The following is a 20,442-nucleotide window of genomic DNA, read 5'->3' as shown; positions in this document are numbered from 1 at the left end:
CCTGCCAGTACATGAGATTGAATGATTTACTCTAGTAAAAATTAGGGGCAGTAGATAGGAGAGATTTTTTATGATTAATATCCTATGGTTTTTGATGATTAGCATTGGAATTGTGGTGGGATTTCTCAATGGAAGAATAGAACAGGTTACCCAGGCAGCTATGGATTCAGCTGGGTTGGCAGTACAAATGTGTATAGGATTTATAGGTGTATGGGCATTGTGGTTAGGACTAATGAAAGTAGCTGAAAAATCAGGTTTTATTCAGGGAATAGCCAAACTATTATCCCCTATAATGAAGCTGATTTTTCCCCAGGTACCTAAAAACCATCCCGCGATAGGGGCCATGGTGATGAATATGGCAGCCAATATGATGGGTTTGGGCAATGCGGCTACTCCTTTGGGATTAAAGGCCATGAAGGAACTACAAAAATTAAATGAATTTAAAACTAGGGCCAGTAATGCCATGTGCACATTTTTGGTCATCAATACTTCCTCCATTCAGGTCATCCCCACCACAGTCATTGCCCTAAGAATGTCAGCGGGTTCAACCAACCCCACCGAGATTATAGGAACAGCTTTAATCGCCACCACGATATCTACATTGTTTGGCTTGATCAGTGTAAAGATTTTAGAAAAAGGGGGAAATAAGGCATGATCAAATGGATATCTTCGGCTATTATCCCTCTTTTTCTTTTGACTATTCTTACTTTTGGTTTTATAAAAAGGGTAAAAGTTTATGAGTGTTTTGTAGAGGGGGCAAAGGATGGAATCAGCACCGCCGCTCGGGTCTTTCCTTATTTATTGACTATGCTAGTAGCCATAGGAATATTTAGAGCATCGGGAGCTTTAGATTATCTTATTAAGGCATTGGCCCCTGTATTTGGTTTGATTGGGGTACCCAAGGAAGTATTGCCCTTAGCTTTGATGCGTCCTTTGTCTGGCTCAGGAGGACTGGCCATTTTGGCAGATATTTTAGAAAATTTCCATCCGGATTCCTTTATCGGCAGAGTAGCTTCCACCATGATGGGTTCTTCTGAAACTATTTTTTATACTTTGGCAGTATATTTTGGGTCTATAGGCATTAAGGATTACAGGCATACTCTGCCTGCGGCTTTGATGGCAGATTTCGCCGCTATTGTGGCCTCGGTAGTGATTTGTAGTTGGGTATTTGGTCCGTGAATTTTCCCTATGTTTATTAAAGTATATTGAGATCATCATTGCAAATAAACAGGATAAACAATAGTATTCAGTTGTTTATCCTGTTTACCTATAAATATTTATCCACCTGTTTAATTTTTTTCCATTGTCGGAGCATTTCTAACACGGACAGAAGGAATGCAATCCATAAACCAATGCTATGGAAGGACAATCCTACAGAGGATTTCCCACCTAAGAGAGTAAGAAGGCCGATTAAAAAAAGAGGATATATAGTTAGAAGTATTTGCCATTTTAGTATCGGTTTATTACTCATAGTATGGTGTTTTTTGAATAATAAACTAAATAAACAGATCCCCAAAATGAAAATGATCAAAATGCTTTTGGGAAGTATATTGACGAAGAAAATATTAGGGAAATAATCATATACAAGCAATAATGTAAAGATTAAAAGAATGATTCTATCCAATGATTTTGATGATCTTAGAGATTTCAAACGATCGCCTCCTATTCTCTATAGCATACCATATATATCCATATATATCCAGAAATATCCAGAGTCTATATTAGCATGGGAGAGATAGAAGTATTTTTTAGATAATGAGGTCAAGGGCAAATCGGTTTTACACATCAAAATAAGAGGTTAGGTACCCAAAATTAGTGCCCAACCTCATTTCGAATGCAAAAATAAATTTTAAGCTTTGTGACAACGCAAAAATTGATATTTTGTTAAGCCCGAATATACTTTGTCATTTTAGGTGTATTAAAGAATCTAGGGTCTAAGATACTTGATTTTCAGTGGAAATGGGAAAAAGATTTTTTTAATTACTTTCCTTGTACTTCTATGATGATATCACTTTTTTCTTTTATTCTCATTTCCTCGAAATACTGATTTTCTTTGGGAATCCATTCATGGAGAAATCTTTTATGCATGATTGGGCCATTTCTTTTGAGTATGCGTCTACTCTGGGTTTTGTCATCAGTGGTTAAAAATATTTTAAGATCATAATAATGGATTAGGGTGGGATGCAGACTATAACTACCCTCTATGATGTTTAACTTCTTTGGAGCAACGGATATATGCTCTGAAAAGGACAGGGTTTGGCAATCATATATGCGGTATTGAAACGGAGTAGAGGACAGAAGACCATGGATTACTTCTTCTTTAAATCGAACATAATCCACATTTCCCCCAACCTCTTTAAGTCTTTCTTCTGTCTTGAGCTCAGGTCTTAGAAAAAAGTCATCCATATGAAAGACATTACAATCATAGTATTGGGCCAATAGGTCAGCCAATGTGCTTTTGCCAGAGCCACTTTTTCCATCAATAGCCATTATAACCAAATCCTTGGATCTAAGTAGAGAATCCATTTGATCTATTATCTTTTGCATTTGCATCTTCGGATACAATCTAATCGCTTCAAGCATTTTCTATAACCTTTGTCCTTTCAAGGGATGAAATAATTAAGGGGATGAGAATAAGTTGGATGATAATTCCTGGTATAGCATTGAGAAAGGCCCCTGCTGTGAAAACTTCTATACTAAAGGTAGTGCCATGAATGCCATATAGAAAATAACTGACTATTCCCCATACAATCCTCCCACTAATCATTGCGGTCATCAAAGAGGCAAACAGGTTTACCTTATTTTTGGGTAGGACTTTGTATAACAACCCTGATATCAATCCATAGGTAGCCAATTCAAAAGCCATAGCTAAAGCAGTGGGGAACATGGGGGGCATACCAAAAAGAACACTCCTAAATAGAGGTACAATAAATCCTACAGCCAATCCATATCTTCCTCCACAAATAAAACCGCATAGTAAAACCGGAATATGCATAGGCAATAACTTATTTCCTATGCTAGGAATTTGACCTGTAAAAAAAGGCAATACAAGGCCAAGAGCCATAAAAAAACCAGATAGAACTAATTTTCTTGATGAATTTTTCATAATCCCTCCAAAGATAATATCAACTGCTTTTCTTCAGAAAAGCAATTCCCTTCTTGGGAGATTGATAGTTTTTTATGGTTTCAGCCATTCACCATTATTATACTATTTTTATAGGATAAAACAAAGAAGCAAAGAGCTGGGATTTCCCTTGAATTTTCTTTATATTATGTATATAATGATTCTAATTAGGAAAGATATATTGAAAGACAAAGGTGATGAAGGGAAGACTATGGAAGGCATCACATAAAGAGAGCTGGGGTAGGTGAAAGCCAGTTGTGCATTCCTCTATAGAAATGGTCCTGGAACTGTATTATCGAGAATCCAGAGGATTTTAGATAATAACGGAGTTGTTTACGTTATGAAACAGAGTGATAATGGTCACGCTCACTTAAAGAGGTCAAAATCGTGAGGTTTTGACGAAAAAGGGTGGTACGACGAAGTTAACTCTCGTCCCTTTCAATAGGGATGGGGGTTTTTTGTATTTATATTATTATTTCAATAAATCTGTTGTATTAGTTAAATTCCGATTTGTCCATGTTCTTCGGTTAAGATTTTGTAAATTTGCGATAGGCAGTGTCAAAAACTCGCTTTGCTCAAACACTTGATGTAAAGCGTCTATCTAGCTTCATGAGCATTCTCTAAACCTCTACACAAAACAAATTCTTCATTTAACGAGTACAGCAAGTTAATTCATTGATATATAAATATTTTAAAAAAGAAAGGATGAATAACCATGACGAAAAAAACCTTTTATATTACAACCCCTATCTATTATCCCAGTGATAAGCTGCATATAGGACACTCCTATACTACAGTAGCTGCTGATGCTGCAGCCCGTTTCAAACGCCTTACGGGATATGATGTAAAGTTTCTAACAGGTACAGATGAGCATGGCCAGAAGATTCAAAGAGTAGCAGAGAAGCAAGGGAAAACCCCAAAGGCCTATGTGGATGAAATTGTGGCAGGGATTAAAAAACTTTGGGAAACCTTAGATATTTCCAATGACCAATTTATCAGAACCACTGACGAGGACCATAGAGAAATCGTTCAGAAAATATTTAAAAAGCTATATGAACAAGGGGATATTTACAAATCCCATTATGAGGGATGGTATTGCACACCCTGTGAATCCTTCTGGACCCAAGGACAATTACATGATGGAAAGTGTCCTGATTGTGAAAGAGAGGTAGAATTGACCAAAGAAGAGGCCTACTTCTTTAAAATGTCCAAATACCAAGACAGAATTCTTGAGCATATTGAAAATCATCCGGAATTTGTACAGCCCGAATCCATTAAGCATGAGATGATTAATAACTTCCTAAAACCAGGATTAGAGGATTTATGCGTATCTAGAACCTCCTTTAGCTGGGGCATCCCGGTTACCTTTGATCCAGGGCATGTGGTTTATGTATGGGTAGATGCCCTATCCAACTACATTACTGCCTTAGGCTATCTTACCGATCAGGATCAAGAGTTTAAAAAATACTGGCCTGCCAATGTTCAATTAGTAGGGAAGGATATTGCCAGGTTCCATACCATTATTTGGCCAGCTATGCTCATGGCTTTAGACTTACCTTTGCCAGAAAAAGTCTTTGGTCATGGCTGGATACTTCTACAGGGAGGAAAAATGTCTAAGTCTAAAGGCAATGTAGTAGATCCAGTGATTTTAGCGGACAAATATGGAGTGGATGCCATCAGGTACTATGTACTGAGAGAGCTACCCTTTGGCTCTGATGGCGTATATTCTGAGGACATATTGGTCAATAGAATCAATGCAGATTTAGCCAATGATTTAGGAAATCTCCTCAGCAGAACGGTGGCTATGGTAGATAAATATTTTGCAGGGCAGCTCCCTGGAAAACAAGAATCTGGAGACTATGATGATGACTTAATAAAACTTGCCCTAGAAACACCAGCAAAGGTAGAGGAGCATATGGATAAGCTACAATACAGCAATGCCCTAGCAGATATTTGGAAGCTGGTATCTAGAAGCAATAAATATATTGATGAGACTATGCCTTGGGTATTGGCCAAGGACGAGGAGAGAAAAGCAAGACTAGCGGCGGTACTTTACAATCTCGTAGAGAGCTTGAGATTTATTTCTGTATTAATCAGTCCCTTTATGCCTAATACACCTAAATTGATAAGAGAACAATTGGGCATTACAGAAGAAGAAATAACTACCTGGGAAAGCTTAAAAGAATTTGGCAATTATCCTAGCGAGGCAAAGGTACAAAAAGGAAAAGTCATTTTCCCAAGAATTGAAGAGGAAAAGGAAAAGGTAGAACCCCAACCTAAGGAACAGCCAAAAAAGAAAAAAGAAGAAAAAGTTGAAGAGAAATCAGAGGATAAAGAAGAATTTATTACCATAGATGACTTTGGAAAAATAGATTTTAGAACAGCAAAGGTACTAGAGGTTGAAAAGGTAAAGGGAGCCGATAAGCTATTAAAGCTTCAATTACAAATGGGCGAAGAAAAAAGACAGGTAGTATCAGGAATTGCCCAACACTATACTCCTGAAGAGCTAATAGGGAAGACAGTTGTGGTAGTAGCCAATCTAAAACCTGTTAAACTAAGGGGAGAAGAATCCCAAGGGATGATTCTGGCAGCCTCTAAGGGAAAACAACTTACCATTGTAACAGTAGATGAGGATATTGATAGTGGTACTCAAGTCAGGTAACCTGTTGTGCCCGTTGATTTCTATTTGTAATGTTTTATCAACGGGCACAATAGAGTAAGTGAATAAAGGAGAGGAAACCCATGTATTTTGATAGTCATGCCCACCTAAATGACGAAAGATTTCATGAAGATAGAAAGCAGCTCATACAAGAGGCAATACAGGAAAATATATCTTATATTTTAAATCCCGGGGCAGACTTACCTTCTTCTAAAGAAGCGGTGATGTTGGCAGAAAAACATGATTTTATCTATGCCGCTGTGGGGGTTCACCCCCATGATGCAAAGACTGTAGAAGAGGACAGCTACAAACAATTGGAAGAATTAGCTAGGCATCCTAAGGTAAAGGCTATTGGAGAAATAGGATTGGATTATTATTATGACAATTCCCCCAGGGAAGTTCAAAAACAGGTGTTTCAAAGGCAGATAAAGCTGGCATCCAAGTTAGACCTACCTATTATCATACACAATCGAGATGCCCATGAGGATACCTATCATATTCTAGAGCAGCATTTCAGAAAAAATAATGGTGGAGTCATGCATAGCTATAGCGGCAGTGTAGAAATGGCCCAACAATTTATAGCGCTAGGCTTATATTTATCCATTTCTGGACCGGTTACTTTCAAAAATGCCCGGAAGGCAGTAGAAGTAGTGGAGAAAGTTCCTTTGGACAAGTTATTAATTGAAACCGATAGCCCTTACCTAACACCACTGCCCTTTAGGGGCAAGAAAAACCATCCCGCATTAGTAAAATATGTAGCCCAAAAAATTGCAGAAATAAAAAATATAACCGTGGAAGAAGTGGCGCAGCAAACCACTAGAAATGCCAAGGAACTTTTTAGAATTGATTAAATGAAAGATATAGAAAGTAGATGGAAAAACGCAAAAGTAGTCTTTAAGGATTGAGTAGATAGAATAGAGTTGAGGGCAATGGGAAATCGTCATTTGTCACCAAAGTGATTTTACCTCATATACTAATATTGAACTAGGAGGAAATAACATAGAAAATACCCTAGTTGTGATATTTAAAATGTTAGTAAGGAGGAATTTTTGTGGGAAAAAGAAAGCATAGAGAAGAATATCCCAAAATGCCCGAAATGGACTATCCCATGATGCCTGATATGCACCATGGAATGTACCCAGGAATGTGCCCAGACATGATGCCTGGAATGCATCCCGGAATGATGCCTGGAATGACAATGCATTGCTATTGTGTACCCGTACCCTGTTCCATGCATAACTGTCCTGGAATGATGCCACCAGCAATGCCAATGCCCCCCCAAGATCCATGCATGGGCTATCCAACGATGCCAGCAATGCCTAACCCTCATCATCCCTGTATGGACTCCAATTGGGGAATGATGCCAGCAATGCCAGCAGAAAACTATCCTATGATGGAGGATATGGAAGAAGATTACGATATTTAAAAAAGTACATGAAAAGATAATCAATACAAAATAATGATTTATTTACAAAGAGCGTAGGACTTCTAAGCAGAAGAGGTTCTATGCTTTTTATATTTTTATGTGTAAGACAGTTTTATGATTAAATCCAGTTCATGTGTCACTAATCTTTACCTATTGTATAAAATTAAAAAAGAAGGGAATAATTCTAAAGGATAAATTTGACAAATAAATAAGGTTGGTATACCATGTTTTAGTCTCCCAAAGACCAAAAATTAGGAGGTAATCAAAATGGAAAATCATAGGCAGAAGGTAAGGGAGCTGATAGGAAATTACAAGCATCCAATCCTTCTGATGCTACTGACTGTAGGTATAATTACAGCAGTAGGGTTCTACCATTTAACCCAAAAAGATATCACCATAATAGATGTTAAAGAAGAAATCAAATTAACCACTAGAAGTAAAACTGTAGAACAGGTATTAAAAGAAAAGAATATTTCTCTTCAGGACAAAGATATCGTAGAACCGGCACTGGATACCCCCTTAGAGGACGGTATTGAAATACAGATAAAAAGAGCAGTACCCCTGCATATTTTAGTGGATGGGAAAAATTATCAAGTTACCACTGCATTGACTCAGGTAGGAGAAATCATAGAAGAAGCAGGGATTAGGATAAATCCTCTTGATCGGGTGGCCCCTGATAAAGAGGCTGAAATAGAGGAAGAAAGAGAAATTCATATTGTCAGAGTCACCGAGAAAATCATTACCGAAGAAGAAAATATAGATTTTACTACCCAGAAAAAACCAGACAACCATTTAGAAAAAGGGAAGACAAAGGTTGTACAAAAAGGCCAGAAAGGGTTAAAGAAAAATCAAATAAAAATAACCTATGAGGATGGAGAAGAGTCCCAGAGGGAAACCCTTAAAGAAGAGGTGGTCATCGAACCAAAGGATGAAGTGATACAGGTAGGGATGCTAAGCACCATAAACACCTCTAGGGGGGCTACTCGTTTTGAAAAAACAATGACAGTAACCGCCACGGCCTATAGCCAAGGTGATGCCGGAGTAGGAAATACCACCAGTGTAGGGGCTCCACTAAAAAGGGGAGTAATTGCTGTAGATCCCAGGGTCATCCCTTATTACACTCGATTATATGTGCCGGGTTATGGTTTTGGCCAGGCCTTAGATACTGGAGGGGCCATTAAGGGAAACCGCATAGATTTGGCCATGGGTTCAAGGGCAGAGGCATTGCGCTATGGACGAAGAAAAGTAAAAATTTATTTATTAGGGAGATAGGGCAGCGATAGCTGCCTGCTTGCTTTTTTGGTAAAATAAAGAAAAGGAGGAAAGACATGATTCGAGAAGTTATTGTAGTGGAAGGAAGAGACGATGAGGCAGCGGTAAAGAGGGCGGTAGACGCAGAGGTCATTATTACTAGCGGCCTGGGCATAGAAGAAAAAACCATTGAAAGAATTCGCTATGCACAGCAAAAGACAGGTGTTATAATTCTTACAGACCCAGATTTTCCAGGGGAGAAAATTAGAAAAATTATCTCAGAGAGAGTCCCAGGGTGTAAGCATGCCTATTTGCCTAAAAAGTATAGCATTAAAGATAATGATGTAGGAGTGGAAAATGCTACCCCAGAGCATATCAGAGAGGCACTGGAAAGAGTAAAGACTCAAGGGGAAAACAGACAGCTTTTCACATTGGAACATATGATAGATGCTGGACTAGTCATGGGGGATTCATCGAGAATAAGAAGGGAAAAGTTAGGGGATCATTTAGGAATAGGATACGCCAATGCAAAACAATTTTTAAAAAGACTCAATCACTATTCTATTTCCCTAGAGGAATTTCAAGAAGCATTAGAGTGGTTGGAAAGGAGTGGGGGTCAGTAAATGAAAAATTTAGCCTCTCCCAAAGTGACCAGGGAGATCATAGAAAAGTACGGCTTTCGCTTTAGTAAGAGTCTAGGCCAAAATTTCCTCATTGATAGCAATATACTGGACAAGATTATAGATGGTGCAGGAATACATAAGGATTATGGAGTATTGGAAATCGGTCCAGGAATTGGCACCATGACCCAAAAGTTAGCCCAGCATGCCCATAATGTGTTGGCCATAGAGATAGACCGTGCCCTTTTGCCTATTCTCCGGGAGACTTTGGGGGAGTATACCAATGTCCAGGTGCTACATGGAGATGTATTAAAATTGCCATTGAAAGAACATCTTAGAGATTATTTTGGGGATAGACCCATCAAGGTAGTGGCTAACCTTCCCTACTATGTGACCACATCCATCGTCATGAAGTTATTGGAGGAGGATTTACCCCTAGAGAGCATCACTATACTTATTCAAAAGGAAGTAGCCGAAAGAATGCAGGCCAGCCCAGGAGGAAAAGACTATGGAGCTCTTTCGGTGGCAGTACAATTTTATGCACAGCCCCGCATTATTGGCAATGTGCCCCCTAGTGTATTTATACCGGCTCCAAAGGTAGAGTCTACCATTATAAGTCTAGACATTTTAAAGGAACCTAGGGTGTTGGTGAAGGATAAAAAGCTATTTTTTGCGGTAGTAAAGGCTGCCTTTGGAAAAAGAAGAAAAACTTTATTAAATGCCCTAAGCTCTAGTCAATTGGAAATAGAGAAGGGGAAGATCAAAGAGGTATTAAAAACAGCCAATATAGATGCCACAAGAAGGGGAGAAACCTTGTCGCTAGAAGAATTTGCCCATATTGCTAATAGCATTGCAGGAGAGTAGATAAAGGAAAGAATAAAAAGAAAAACAAAGAGGAGAGCAAGGAGGAATTTGTGATGAGGGGTTGGATATTATATCAGGAATATGATGCAGGGTTAAAGAAGGAAAGGCATGAAATTGAACGGTTTATACAAGAGGCTGAAAAGCAAAATATAGAGCTAAGAATAGTTGCACCTGAACAATTTGACTTAATCGTCACTCGGGATGATCGAAAAAGTGTCATAGTAGATGGAGAAGTGGTGCCCTTGCCGGACTTTTTATTACCCAGACTAGGGGCTTCCACCACCTATTTTGCTTTGGCGGTAATCAGGCACCTAGAGAGATTGGGCGTATATACCATAAATTCCTCTGAAAGCATAGAGGCTGTGAAGGACAAGCTTTATAGTCAGCAAATATTGGCTTCCATGAACATGCCTGTACCAAAAACCATGTTGGCAAAATACCCTATTAATATTGATATGGTGGAAAAACAATTTGGTTTTCCCGTGATTGTAAAGACCTTATCCGGTGCCCAAGGAACAGGGGTGTTTTTATCAGAAAGCAAGTCCAAATTTAAGGATTTAATGGATTTAATTAACGCCACCAACCACAAAGCCAATATTATTGTGCAAGAATTTGTAGCCGATAGTGCAGGCAGAGATCTAAGGGTATTTACTGTAGGAGGTAGGGCTTTGGCTTGTATGGAAAGAATTTCTCAAGATGGGAATTTTAAAGCCAACATTGCCCAAGGGGGTACCATGCGGCAGGTGGAGTTAACTTCAGAGATTGAATGGATAGCTACCGAAACCTCCCGGATTTTAAATTTAGAAGTAGCGGGCATAGATCTCTTATTTGATGGAGAACATTTTAAAATCTGTGAAGCAAATTCTTCCCCAGGCTTTAAGGCCATGGAGGCTTGTTATGATATTAATATCCCTGAGGAGATTTTTAGCTTTATCCGAGTAAGATTGGGACTATTTGATTAAATCCTCTTTAAATATTTATGATAAAATACAAAATAAGACTATAAAAATGGAAGATTATGTCGAATAAATATATGATAAGACCAAAAGGGGAGAGTAAATGTGAGATTAGTCCCTATTAACTGTATTAAGCCGGGAAGTTATTTATCAAAATCTATTTATGATGCCAAGGGAAGGGTACTCTTAGCAAAGGGCGTTCCTTTAACTTCTTTAATTTTACAAAGGGTGCAGTGTCATGGTTTTTTGTCCCTTTATATTCAAGATGAATATAGTCAAGAGGAAATTGAAGATGTCATCAGACCGGAATTAAGGCAAAAAGCTATATTTTCCGTAAAAAATTATTTTGGTTTTTTTAATTATCCTTTAGAGGTGGGGATAAAAGAGGAAAAACAAGATGAGCAGGTGAAACAAAGGGAATATTTGCAATCCCTAAGGGAAATTGCAGAAAATATTGTAGAGGAAATATTAGAACAAAGAAGCATCATGATTAATCTAGTGGATATAAAAAGCATGGACAATTATACCTACGCCCATTGTGTCAATGTGGCTATTTTATCCCTGGTTATGGGCATTGAATTAGGATACAATAGAAAGCAATTGATAGATCTTGCAGTGGGAGCTATGCTTCATGATGTGGGAAAGATATTTGTTCCTAAGGAAGTGCTCAATAAAAAAGGGAAGTTAGATGATAAGGAGTTTGAACTAATTCAAGAGCATCCTAGGCAGGGCTATGAATACTTAAAGGACATTTATGAAATTAGTTCCCTATCTAGGGCCATCGTTCTTCAACATCATGAAAAAGTGGATGGTACCGGCTATCCTAGAGGGTTAAAGAGTGAGAAAATTCATCCCTATGCCAAATTGGTGGCTATTGCGGACGTATATGATGCCTTAACTTCGGATAGACCTTATCGAAGAGGTATGCCTCCCAATGAAGCCATGGAATATATCATGGGGGCAGTGGATAAGGAATTTGACTACACTATGGTAAGAACCTTCATAAGGAAAATCATCCCCTATCCTGTAGGAACATTGATTAAATTAAGCAATGGGTGTGTAGCAGTGGTAGTGGAAATCAATCACCATCTACCTCTACGGCCAGTGGTAAAGGTAATTTTGGAAAATGATCAATATGCTAGAGATGATATCATAGATTTATATAGAAATTATTCCATTGTCATTGAGGGCATACAATATGAGGATCCTGCTAAGGAGGATACAGATAAGGCCCTGGGATTTTAAAAAATAAAGACAAACATAGAGCGATAGAGATGCCTTAGGCATCTTTTTTTATTATTGGGAAATAATAAAAAATGGTTATATTACAGGATTTAGGGTAAATAATGTAGTCATAGGAGCTTAAAAAGGAGTGAAATAAATGGAGATTGGATTAATCGGATTGGGAAAGATGGGGTACAATATTGCATTGAATATGAAGGAAAAAGGCCATAGGGTTGTAGCCTACAATCGCTCTCTAGAAAAGGTAAAAGCTATAGAAAAAGAGGGAGTAGAGGGAGCCTATAGCATACAAGAACTTACTGAGAAATTCAGTGGTAGGAAAGCCATTTGGATTATGGTACCAGCAGGAAGCCCAGTGGATGAAATGATAGAGAAACTAGTTCCCCATCTAAATGAAGGAGATATTGTCATTGATGCAGGAAATTCTCATTATAAAGATACCTTAAGAAGATATCAAGAATTAAAGGGGAAAAACATTGACTTTGTAGATGTGGGCACTAGCGGTGGAACATCGGGAGCACGATGGGGAGCCTGTACCATGATAGGGGCAGAGGATGATGTTTTTCAGTATCTAGAGCCTATATTTAAAGACATCTGTGTAGAAAAGGGCTATCTTCATACAGGAGAAAACGGAACAGGCCATTTTGTAAAGATGATCCATAATGGGATTGAATATGGAATGATGCAGGCCATAGGAGAGGGTTTTGAAATACTTCATACCAGTAGTTTTGACCTCAACTTGGAAAAAGTAGCTCAGGTGTGGAATCATGGCTCAGTAGTAAGAAGCTGGTTGATGGAACTAACCGAAAGTGCTTTTAAAAAGCGTCCCCAATTGGAAGACATTACTGGAGTTATCCGTTCCTCAGGAGAGGGACTATGGACGGTACAGGAGGCGTTGGAGTTAAAAGTACCTGCACCAGTAATTACCCAATCTCTATTTACTCGTTACGGATCAGAGCAGCAGGAAAGTTTTTCTGGGAAAGTAGTAGCGGCCCTGCGGGATGAGTTTGGAGGACATGGAGTTGTAAAACATGAATAAATCTAATCTTTCCAACATTACGGTTTTATTTGGAGGAACAGGGGATTTAGCCAAGAGAAAAATTTTCCCTGCCCTTTACCATCTCCAAAAAGGAGGAGATTTACCCCAGGGCTTTGCCCTGGTTGCAGTAGGAAGAAGACAGAAAAACCATCAGCAATATAGAGAATATATTTATTCCTTCATGGAGAAAGAAGCAGACTTTACCATAGACAAAGAAGCATGGGAGGCCTTAAGTCAAAGAATTTATTATCTCCCCTTTCATTTTGATGATCCTGCAGGCTATGAAAGGCTAAAGGAGTTTTTGGCTGTCCTAGAAAATATCTATCAAACCCAGGGCAATCGTATATATTATTTGGCCGTTGCTCCAGAATACTTTGGGCTTATTGTGCAGCAGCTTAAAGTCCATGACATGGATAGAAAGGAAAATAGTTGGCGAAGGGTGGTTATAGAAAAGCCCTTTGGCAAGGATTTAAATTCTGCCAGAAAGCTTAATCAAATCATTACCGAAGTATTTGAAGAGAAAAATATCTATAGAATTGATCACTACCTAGGAAAAGAAATGTTACAAAATATCATGGTTATTCGCTTTACCAACGCATTTTTTGAACCTATATGGAATAGCCAATATATTGATAACATTCAAATTTCCTCTAGCGAACAATTGGGAGTAGGCACCCGAGGAGAGTATTATGATCAATCAGGAGCCCTAAGGGATATGATTCAAAATCATATGATGCAGCTCCTTACCCTTACCGCTATGGAGCCCCCTATAAGGTTGGATAACCAATCCATTCGAGATGAAAAAATACGAGTCCTACGATCCTTAGAAGAGCTTTCCCAGAAAACGGTATTTGAAAACATTGTGCGAGGACAATATAGTGCAGGAAGAATAGATGGAAAACCAGTGAAAGGGTATAGGGAAGAGGAGGGTGTAAATCCGGCCTCTACTACCGAAACCTTTGTGGCCATGAAGATGGCGGTAGAAAACTATCGATGGGTAGGGGTACCCTTTTATATTCGTACAGGCAAGAGAATGCCGGTGAAGTCTACCGAAATTGTCGTAGAGTTTAAAAGGCCGCCAGAGGTATTATATTTTAAGGAGTATAAAAACTTGCAGCCCAATTTGCTCGTCATTGGTATTCAGCCCAAGGAAGGGGCCTTTCTGCGTTTTAATGCCAAAAAGCCAGGGACCATAAAGGAAATCATTCCCGTGGAAATGGATTATTGTCAAAACTGCCAAGTAGAACAAAACTCACCGGAAGCTTATGAAAGATTGATCTATGATGTCATGAGGGGAGAGTCTACCTTGTTTACCCGTTGGGACGAAGTGGAATATTCCTGGAAGATTGTGGACAATATTGAAAGGGCGTGGCGAAGGAAGGCAGAAGAAATTCTCCTATATCCAGCAGGAGAAAGAGGACCCCAGGGAGCAATGGAATTATTACAAAGGGATAACAGAAAGTGGTGGAATATTTTAGGAGGTTAATCAATGAAAATTTATGATATTTCTATGGAAATAACCCACGACATGATGGTCTATAAAAATAGGGAGGAAAAGAGACCCCATCTAAAAACAAGCCGGGATTTTACCACGGGCAGTGTTTATGAATCAATTATTACCATGGATTTACACACGGGTACCCATATGGATGCCCCTCTTCACATGATGCAGGGAGGAGATACCATTGACCGTCAGGATTTGTCCAAGACCATTGTGAAATGCAAGGTATTAGATGTTACTAAAGCCCAAAAGAGTGTGTCTAAAAAGCATCTTGAAAATAAGGATATCCAAAAAGGAGATTTTATCCTTCTCAAAACCCGTAACTCCTTTGAAGATGTCTTTAATGTAGAGTTCATCTATCTGGATAAAGAGGGGGCCCAATACCTTAAAGAAAAGGAAGTTATAGGGGTGGGCATTGATGCTCTGGGTATAGAAAGAGCTCAATCCAATCATGATACTCACCACACCCTAATGAAGGCAGATATTCTCATCATAGAAGGGCTGGTTTTAAAGGATGTGGAGGAAGGAGAATACACACTCATTGCCCTACCTTTAAAAATCAAAGGGGGGGAAGCATCTCCTGTAAGGGCGGTCTTAATCCAAGGGAATCTATAAAAAATTAAAAATATAGCAAAGGGGTGTTAATTTTGGATTACAATATATTGATTGGCGGTGCTGCCGGACAAGGCATGGACACCTTAAGTGTAATCTTGGAAAAAATAATCAAAAGAAAGGGCTATTATATTTTCTTAAATAAGGATTATATGTCCCGGGTGAGAGGTGGCCATAATTTTACCCAAATACGATTTGGCACAAAGCCATTGTACGGCCACGAAACAAAATTAGATGTAATTATTGCCTTAGATAAAAATACTGTTGATTTTCATACAGAACGATTAGGAGACAATGGAGTAATTCTCTGTGATGAAGATATTCAGGTGGAGGATTCTAGAGTCATACATATTCCTATGAAAGGCATTGCAAAGGAACTTAAAAATCCTAAAGTATTTGGTTCAGTAGCCATAGGAGCACTGGTGAAACTATTTGGCATGACCAATACAGAAGTAGAGGATGTTTTTAAAGAAAGATTTAATGACAAAATTGGATTGTTAAACTTTGAAGCTTACAAAAGAGGCTATGAAATTACAGAAAAACACTTTGACCTACAGGAGGGGACAGAGGATAAACATATCATCATCAATAGTAATCAAGCCATTGCCTTAGGAGCTTTAGCAGGAGGAGTGTGTTACTATTCTGCCTATCCTATGACGCCAGGGACCAGTATCATGACCTATCTGGCTGAAAAACAAGAGCAAGCAGGTATCCTAGTGGAGCAAGCGGAAGATGAAATTGCAGCTATTAATATGGCCATTGGGGCATCCTATGCCGGAGTGAGATCTATGACGGGGACTTCTGGAGGAGGTTTTTCCCTCATGGTAGAAGCTTTAGGACTGGCCGGGGTACAAGAAACTCCCTTGGTAGTGGTGGATGTCCAAAGGCCTTCCCCTGCAACAGGACTGCCTACCAGGACAGAACAAAGTGACTTGAGCTTTGTCCTCACGGCCTCCCACGGAGAATTCCCAAGAATGGTTATTGCCGTTCGCCATCCAGAGGATGCCTTTTATCAAACGGTTAGAGCTTTAAATATTGCTGACAAATACCAAATGCTGGTGATTATTTTAGGAGATCAATATCTCGCAGATGGGACACAGACCATTGCGCCCTTTGATTTTGATAAACTTACCATAGATAGACATTTATTTAATGGAGAAGGACTGAAAGAGGGGGAATATAAGCGGTATAAGATCACAGAAAATGGAATTTCCCCAAGAATGATACCAGGAAAAGTGCCAGGGCAAATTGTGATCTCTGGTAGTGAGGAACATAATGAAGAGGGGCGTATTACCGAATCTGCCGAGGTTCGCACAGCTATGATGAATAAGCGTATGAAAAAGCTAGAACTTTTAAAAGATGATCTTTTAGAGCCAGATTACTTTGGTGTAGAGGAGCCAGAACATTTAATTCTTGCTTGGGGATCCATGCATGGACCTTTAAGAGAGGCTATTGCATTACTGCAGGAGGAAGGATACTCAGTAGGGGCCTTGGTATTTGGAGATATCTATCCCCTGCCTACGAAATTATTAGAAAAGTATGCAGCTAAAGCCAAAAATATTATTAATATAGAACAAAACTATACGGGGCAATTAGGAAAACTCATTAGGCAAGAGACTGGGATCGCTTGTAACAAGAGTATTTTAAAATATGATGGAAGACAGATGCACTACAAGCATATTTATGACCAACTAAAAGGGGAGGTGCTGTAAATGACAGAGATCAATGTTAAACAATTCGATTCACCAGATGAAATTGCATGGTGCCCAGGCTGTGGTGATTTTAGCATATTAGCTGCTTTAAAACAAGCCTTGGCAGAGCTAGGGCTAAAGCCCCATGAAGTATTGGTAGCCTCTGGCATAGGTCAGGCTGGTAAGACCCCCTATTATATTAACGCCAATAATTATAATGGCCTTCACGGTAGAGGTCTATCTGGAGCTGTAGCGGCTAAAATGGCCAACAAAAACTTAGTGGTGACCCATCATTCAGGAGACGGGGACAGCTATGGAGAGGGGGGCAATCACCTTATTCACAACATCAGGAGAAATATTGATATTACTCAATTTGTACATGATAATCAAATTTATGGACTGACCAAAGGGCAAGGATCTCCCACGACTGATCGAGGACATAAGACCCATCTAAAGAAAGAGGGTATGACCAATGATCCATTAAACCCCATGGCATTGGCCATAAGTCTAGGATGTAGTTTTGTAGCAAGAAGTTTTTCGGGAGATAAGGAGCATTTGGTATCCATCATGAAAGAGGCCATTACCCATAAGGGATATGCTCTAGTGGATATATTCCAACCCTGTGTTTCTTTTAATCATGTCAACACCTTTGCCTGGTATAAACAAAGAGTATATAAGCTAGATGAAAACTATGACCCTACCAATAAGGTAGCTGCCTTTGAAAAGGCCCTAGAGTGGGGAGAGAAGATTCCTATAGGTGTACTTTACAAAGAAGAGAAACCCACCTTCATAGAAAGAATTCCTCACCTACAGGAAGGTCCAGCCTTGGTGGATAGACAATGGGCACCGAAGGATGCAGAAAAGTTTATGGAGGATTTCAGATAGTATAGCATAGTGGAGAGATTGTTCTATAGAGCAATCTCTCTGTTTTTTGTAGGAGGAGAGATCGGCAAACCCATAGTCTCTTTTTCTTCTATGCTATAGAAAAGTTGGTTTTGTTAGCAAAAGGTCAAATTTTTCTATGGCATCAGAGCGGCGATAGCTGCTTTCTCCTGGAGAAGAGTCAAGTGTTTGGAAAATAGACACTTTTGTTGTAAAATAAAGGATAGCAAAGCGTAAAAACTAATGCACGGGGAGAGGGTTCTTGATGTACAAGGGGGAAAAAATAAACTCTTTTTTGAGAAAATGCGCAGAAAGAATTAAAAGTAGGGGGCAGCTATGGGCAATAGCCATTGTGCTAATATCTGCTTCCATCCTATTTTACACCATGTTTATTCTTCAAAACACATTGCAGACCGTGAAAGAGGACAGAATTAAAAATTCAGAACAAATTCTTATTCGATCTAGCCAAACCCTTAGATTGTTTTTAGGGGATATCCACCAAACCACTGAGGAGATAGCTACTCATAATGGGATTAGAAAAGCTATACAAGATTATGGGGATTTGGAGATACCCCTAAGGGAGAAAATTGATCAATTCGTCCAAGGACAATTCCAAATTGCCAAGGATAAAAATCCCTATATTCAACAATTATTTCTGATTACCCAAAGTGGAGAAGTACTTAATGATGAGGACACCTATAGTATAGATAGCCAAGAGTTTTTTAAAAGTCCCTATTTTAAAAGCTTAGAAAACAAAGAAGATGAAGTCTTGTGGTCCTATGAAGCACCACCATCATTTTTTGTGAAAGGGCCCCATGAAAAAATGTTTTTTACTCTCCAGGCCATAGGTGGATTGGAAACAGATAAAAGCGTAGGCTATTTAGTGAGTATTATAAACACCCAAAGCATGAATGATGTATATCAAGATATGTTACTAGGTCTACCTGAAGAGCTAAGCGTATACGACAATAGTCATCATTCCTTTATTATTCCGTCAGAGTACCCTATAGATGAACAATTAATTCAAGGTTTTATTCAAGAGGAAACCTTTTATAAAGTAAAGGAAATAAAGATAAAAGGAAAATCCTATGCTGTAGGGGTAGCTCCCTTAGGACCTCTAAACTGGTATACTGCTAGTGTTATGCCTATTGACAAAATAATAGGAAATGTAAAAGATATTTACAAAGGGAAAGTATGGGTGTATATACTAGGGGGCGTATTTTTCATTACATGGATACTATTGCTCAATATCATTGTAGCAAAATTAGCCAAGATAAAATTTGTGGAAAAAAGTATAGAGGAAATAGAAAAAATGAAAAATAAAGAATTAGCTCAATATAAAGAAGAGGATATTCAACATCTAAAGGATACAGAGGTATTGGTGGAAAGAAAAGACTTAGCCAAGATTAGTGAATATATCTATTTTTGGAAAAAAGAATTATTAGAAGAAGACACAGAGAAGGAGAGAAAAGAATGAATAATGTTAAAAAATATATAGATTATTCCATAGCGCAAATCGTTAATCTCTGCACGACGCCTAGCCCAACAGGATTCACGAGAAAAGCAGAAAAATACTTAATAGAAGAATTGAGTAGAATGGGCTATCAACCTATGAGTACCACCAAGGGCTCAGTGTTGGTAGAGCTAGGAGGACAGGGTGATGGATTGGTGTTAGCCGCCCATATCGATACCCTAGGAGCCATGGTACGCTCTATTAAATCCAATGGAAGATTAAGACTTACCAAAATTGGAGGATTTCCTGAAAACAATATTGAGGGGGAAAATTGTATTATTCACACCCGTAAGGACAAAGAATATAGCGCTACCATCCAATTGACCAATGCCAGTGTACATGTGTACAGTGATGTTGGGGAGCTAAAACGAGATGATTCTACTGTGGAAGTAGTCATTGATGAAAAAGTGGCTTCCAAGGAAGAGGTTATGGAATTAGGCATTAGGGTAGGGGATTTTATCAGCTTCGATCCTCGCACCATAGTTACAGAAAGGGGCTATATAAAAAGTAGACATCTAGACGATAAGGCTAGTGCGGGTATTTTATTAGCCTTAGCCAAAATGATCAAAGAAGAAAATATTCCCCTAAACCGTAAGATATATCTCCTATTCACTACTTACGAGGAAGTAGGTCATGGTGGGGCTGCAGGTGTTCCCCAAGATATTACCGAGATGATTTCAGTAGATATGGGAGCAGTAGGAGATGATTTAGAAACTGACGAGCACAAGGTCTCTATTTGTGCCAAGGATTCTGGGGGGCCTTACGATTATGATGTGACCACTAGACTAATAGACATTGCCCAAGAACAAAAACTCAATTATGCAGTGGATATCTACCCCCGTTATGGTTCTGATGTAGAGGCTACCCTATCCGCAGGCTTTGATATCAAACATGGATTATTAGGCCCAGGTGTATATGCCTCCCATGGCTATGAGAGAACCCATAGAGAAGGAATAGAAAACACTTTTGCATTATTGGTCAATTATATTCATCTCTTAGGTTAGTTAAAGAGATTAGCCAGAGAATTCAATTTATAAATTCACCCATCAATTTTTGTAGACA

General features: G+C 38.9%; 19 protein-coding genes and 1 other annotated feature. Of the genes, 17 read left to right on the top strand and 2 right to left on the bottom strand.

The genetic code is table 11. The features are described 5' to 3' along the window. Positions 1-70 precede the first annotated feature (70 nt). Positions 71-655, top strand: a complete 585-nt coding sequence (locus tag NSA47_RS11090; protein ID WP_257531990.1) for a nucleoside recognition domain-containing protein — start codon at positions 71-73, stop codon at positions 653-655. Next, entirely contained in the window at positions 655-1,179 is a 525-nt protein-coding gene (locus NSA47_RS11085; protein WP_308934008.1) for a spore maturation protein, read from the top strand. Before NSA47_RS11090 ends, NSA47_RS11085 begins: the two co-directional genes overlap by 1 nt. A gap of 801 nt (positions 1,180-1,980) precedes the next feature. Here the strand turns inward: NSA47_RS11085 and NSA47_RS11080 are convergent. Further along, the gene (locus tag NSA47_RS11080) at positions 1,981-2,547 is read right to left on the bottom strand and encodes a uridine kinase family protein (protein WP_257531986.1); all 567 of its coding nucleotides are present in this window, start codon (positions 2,545-2,547) and stop codon (positions 1,981-1,983) included. 28 nt (positions 2,548-2,575) lie between these two features. Beyond that, complete coding sequence (locus NSA47_RS11075; RefSeq protein WP_257531984.1) at positions 2,576-3,106, bottom strand: ECF transporter S component; 531 nt, start codon at positions 3,104-3,106, stop codon at positions 2,576-2,578. Between the two features lie 206 nt (positions 3,107-3,312). Further along, positions 3,313-3,564 (top strand) — a binding site (T-box leader). 275 nt (positions 3,565-3,839) lie between these two features. Between NSA47_RS11075 and metG the strand changes: the two genes are divergently transcribed. The 15 genes from metG to NSA47_RS11000 all read left to right on the top strand — a co-directional run bounded on the left by metG (position 3,840) and on the right by NSA47_RS11000 (position 20,384). Continuing rightward, on the top strand, positions 3,840-5,786 hold the full coding sequence (gene metG, locus NSA47_RS11070; protein WP_257531982.1) for a methionine--tRNA ligase: 1,947 nt from the start codon (positions 3,840-3,842) through the stop codon (positions 5,784-5,786). Positions 5,787-5,866: 80 nt separating this feature from the next. Continuing rightward, positions 5,867-6,634, top strand: coding sequence for a TatD family hydrolase (locus NSA47_RS11065; RefSeq protein ID WP_257531979.1), 768 nt, complete (start codon positions 5,867-5,869; stop codon positions 6,632-6,634). A 200-nt stretch (positions 6,635-6,834) separates the two neighbouring features. Beyond that, positions 6,835-7,209 (top strand): hypothetical protein, encoded by a 375-nt coding sequence (locus NSA47_RS11060; RefSeq protein ID WP_257531978.1) that lies wholly within the window; start codon positions 6,835-6,837, stop codon positions 7,207-7,209. Between the two features lie 267 nt (positions 7,210-7,476). After that, the gene (locus NSA47_RS11055; RefSeq protein WP_257531976.1) at positions 7,477-8,481 is read left to right on the top strand and encodes a resuscitation-promoting factor; all 1,005 of its coding nucleotides are present in this window, start codon (positions 7,477-7,479) and stop codon (positions 8,479-8,481) included. 56 nt (positions 8,482-8,537) lie between these two features. Then, entirely contained in the window at positions 8,538-9,083 is a 546-nt protein-coding gene (rnmV, locus tag NSA47_RS11050; protein WP_257531974.1) for a ribonuclease M5, read from the top strand. Beyond that, positions 9,084-9,944, top strand: a complete 861-nt coding sequence (gene rsmA / locus NSA47_RS11045) for a 16S rRNA (adenine(1518)-N(6)/adenine(1519)-N(6))-dimethyltransferase RsmA (protein WP_257531971.1) — start codon at positions 9,084-9,086, stop codon at positions 9,942-9,944. Between the two features lie 53 nt (positions 9,945-9,997). After that, on the top strand, positions 9,998-10,906 hold the full coding sequence (locus NSA47_RS11040; protein WP_257531969.1) for an ATP-grasp domain-containing protein: 909 nt from the start codon (positions 9,998-10,000) through the stop codon (positions 10,904-10,906). A 99-nt stretch (positions 10,907-11,005) separates the two neighbouring features. Next, positions 11,006-12,145 carry an HD-GYP domain-containing protein gene (locus NSA47_RS11035; RefSeq protein WP_257531968.1) on the top strand — a complete coding sequence of 380 codons (1,140 nt, stop codon included), beginning with the start codon at positions 11,006-11,008 and terminating at the stop codon, positions 12,143-12,145. A gap of 136 nt (positions 12,146-12,281) precedes the next feature. Next, positions 12,282-13,181 (top strand): phosphogluconate dehydrogenase (NAD(+)-dependent, decarboxylating), encoded by a 900-nt coding sequence (gene gnd / locus NSA47_RS11030; protein ID WP_257531966.1) that lies wholly within the window; start codon positions 12,282-12,284, stop codon positions 13,179-13,181. Then, positions 13,174-14,667 (top strand): glucose-6-phosphate dehydrogenase, encoded by a 1,494-nt coding sequence (zwf, locus tag NSA47_RS11025; protein WP_257531964.1) that lies wholly within the window; start codon positions 13,174-13,176, stop codon positions 14,665-14,667. Before gnd ends, zwf begins: the two co-directional genes overlap by 8 nt. Positions 14,668-14,670: 3 nt before the next feature. Further along, complete coding sequence (locus NSA47_RS11020; RefSeq protein WP_257531962.1) at positions 14,671-15,297, top strand: cyclase family protein; 627 nt, start codon at positions 14,671-14,673, stop codon at positions 15,295-15,297. A 32-nt stretch (positions 15,298-15,329) separates the two neighbouring features. Beyond that, positions 15,330-17,006, top strand: coding sequence for a 2-oxoacid:acceptor oxidoreductase subunit alpha (locus NSA47_RS11015; protein WP_257531960.1), 1,677 nt, complete (start codon positions 15,330-15,332; stop codon positions 17,004-17,006). Next, positions 17,007-17,870 (top strand): 2-oxoacid:ferredoxin oxidoreductase subunit beta, encoded by an 864-nt coding sequence (locus NSA47_RS11010; protein ID WP_257531959.1) that lies wholly within the window; start codon positions 17,007-17,009, stop codon positions 17,868-17,870. 262 nt (positions 17,871-18,132) lie between these two features. Further along, positions 18,133-19,344 carry a cache domain-containing protein gene (locus tag NSA47_RS11005; RefSeq protein ID WP_257531957.1) on the top strand — a complete coding sequence of 404 codons (1,212 nt, stop codon included), beginning with the start codon at positions 18,133-18,135 and terminating at the stop codon, positions 19,342-19,344. After that, positions 19,341-20,384, top strand: a complete 1,044-nt coding sequence (locus NSA47_RS11000; protein WP_257531955.1) for a M42 family metallopeptidase — start codon at positions 19,341-19,343, stop codon at positions 20,382-20,384. Before NSA47_RS11005 ends, NSA47_RS11000 begins: the two co-directional genes overlap by 4 nt. The last annotated feature ends 58 nt before the right edge of the window (positions 20,385-20,442 follow it).

The organism is Irregularibacter muris (assembly GCF_024622505.1).
GTDB classification, from domain to species: domain Bacteria; phylum Bacillota; class Clostridia; order Eubacteriales; family Garciellaceae; genus Irregularibacter; species Irregularibacter muris.
The sequence above is the reverse complement of the archived record's forward strand: the minus strand, read 5'-3'. Positions and strand labels throughout refer to the sequence as shown.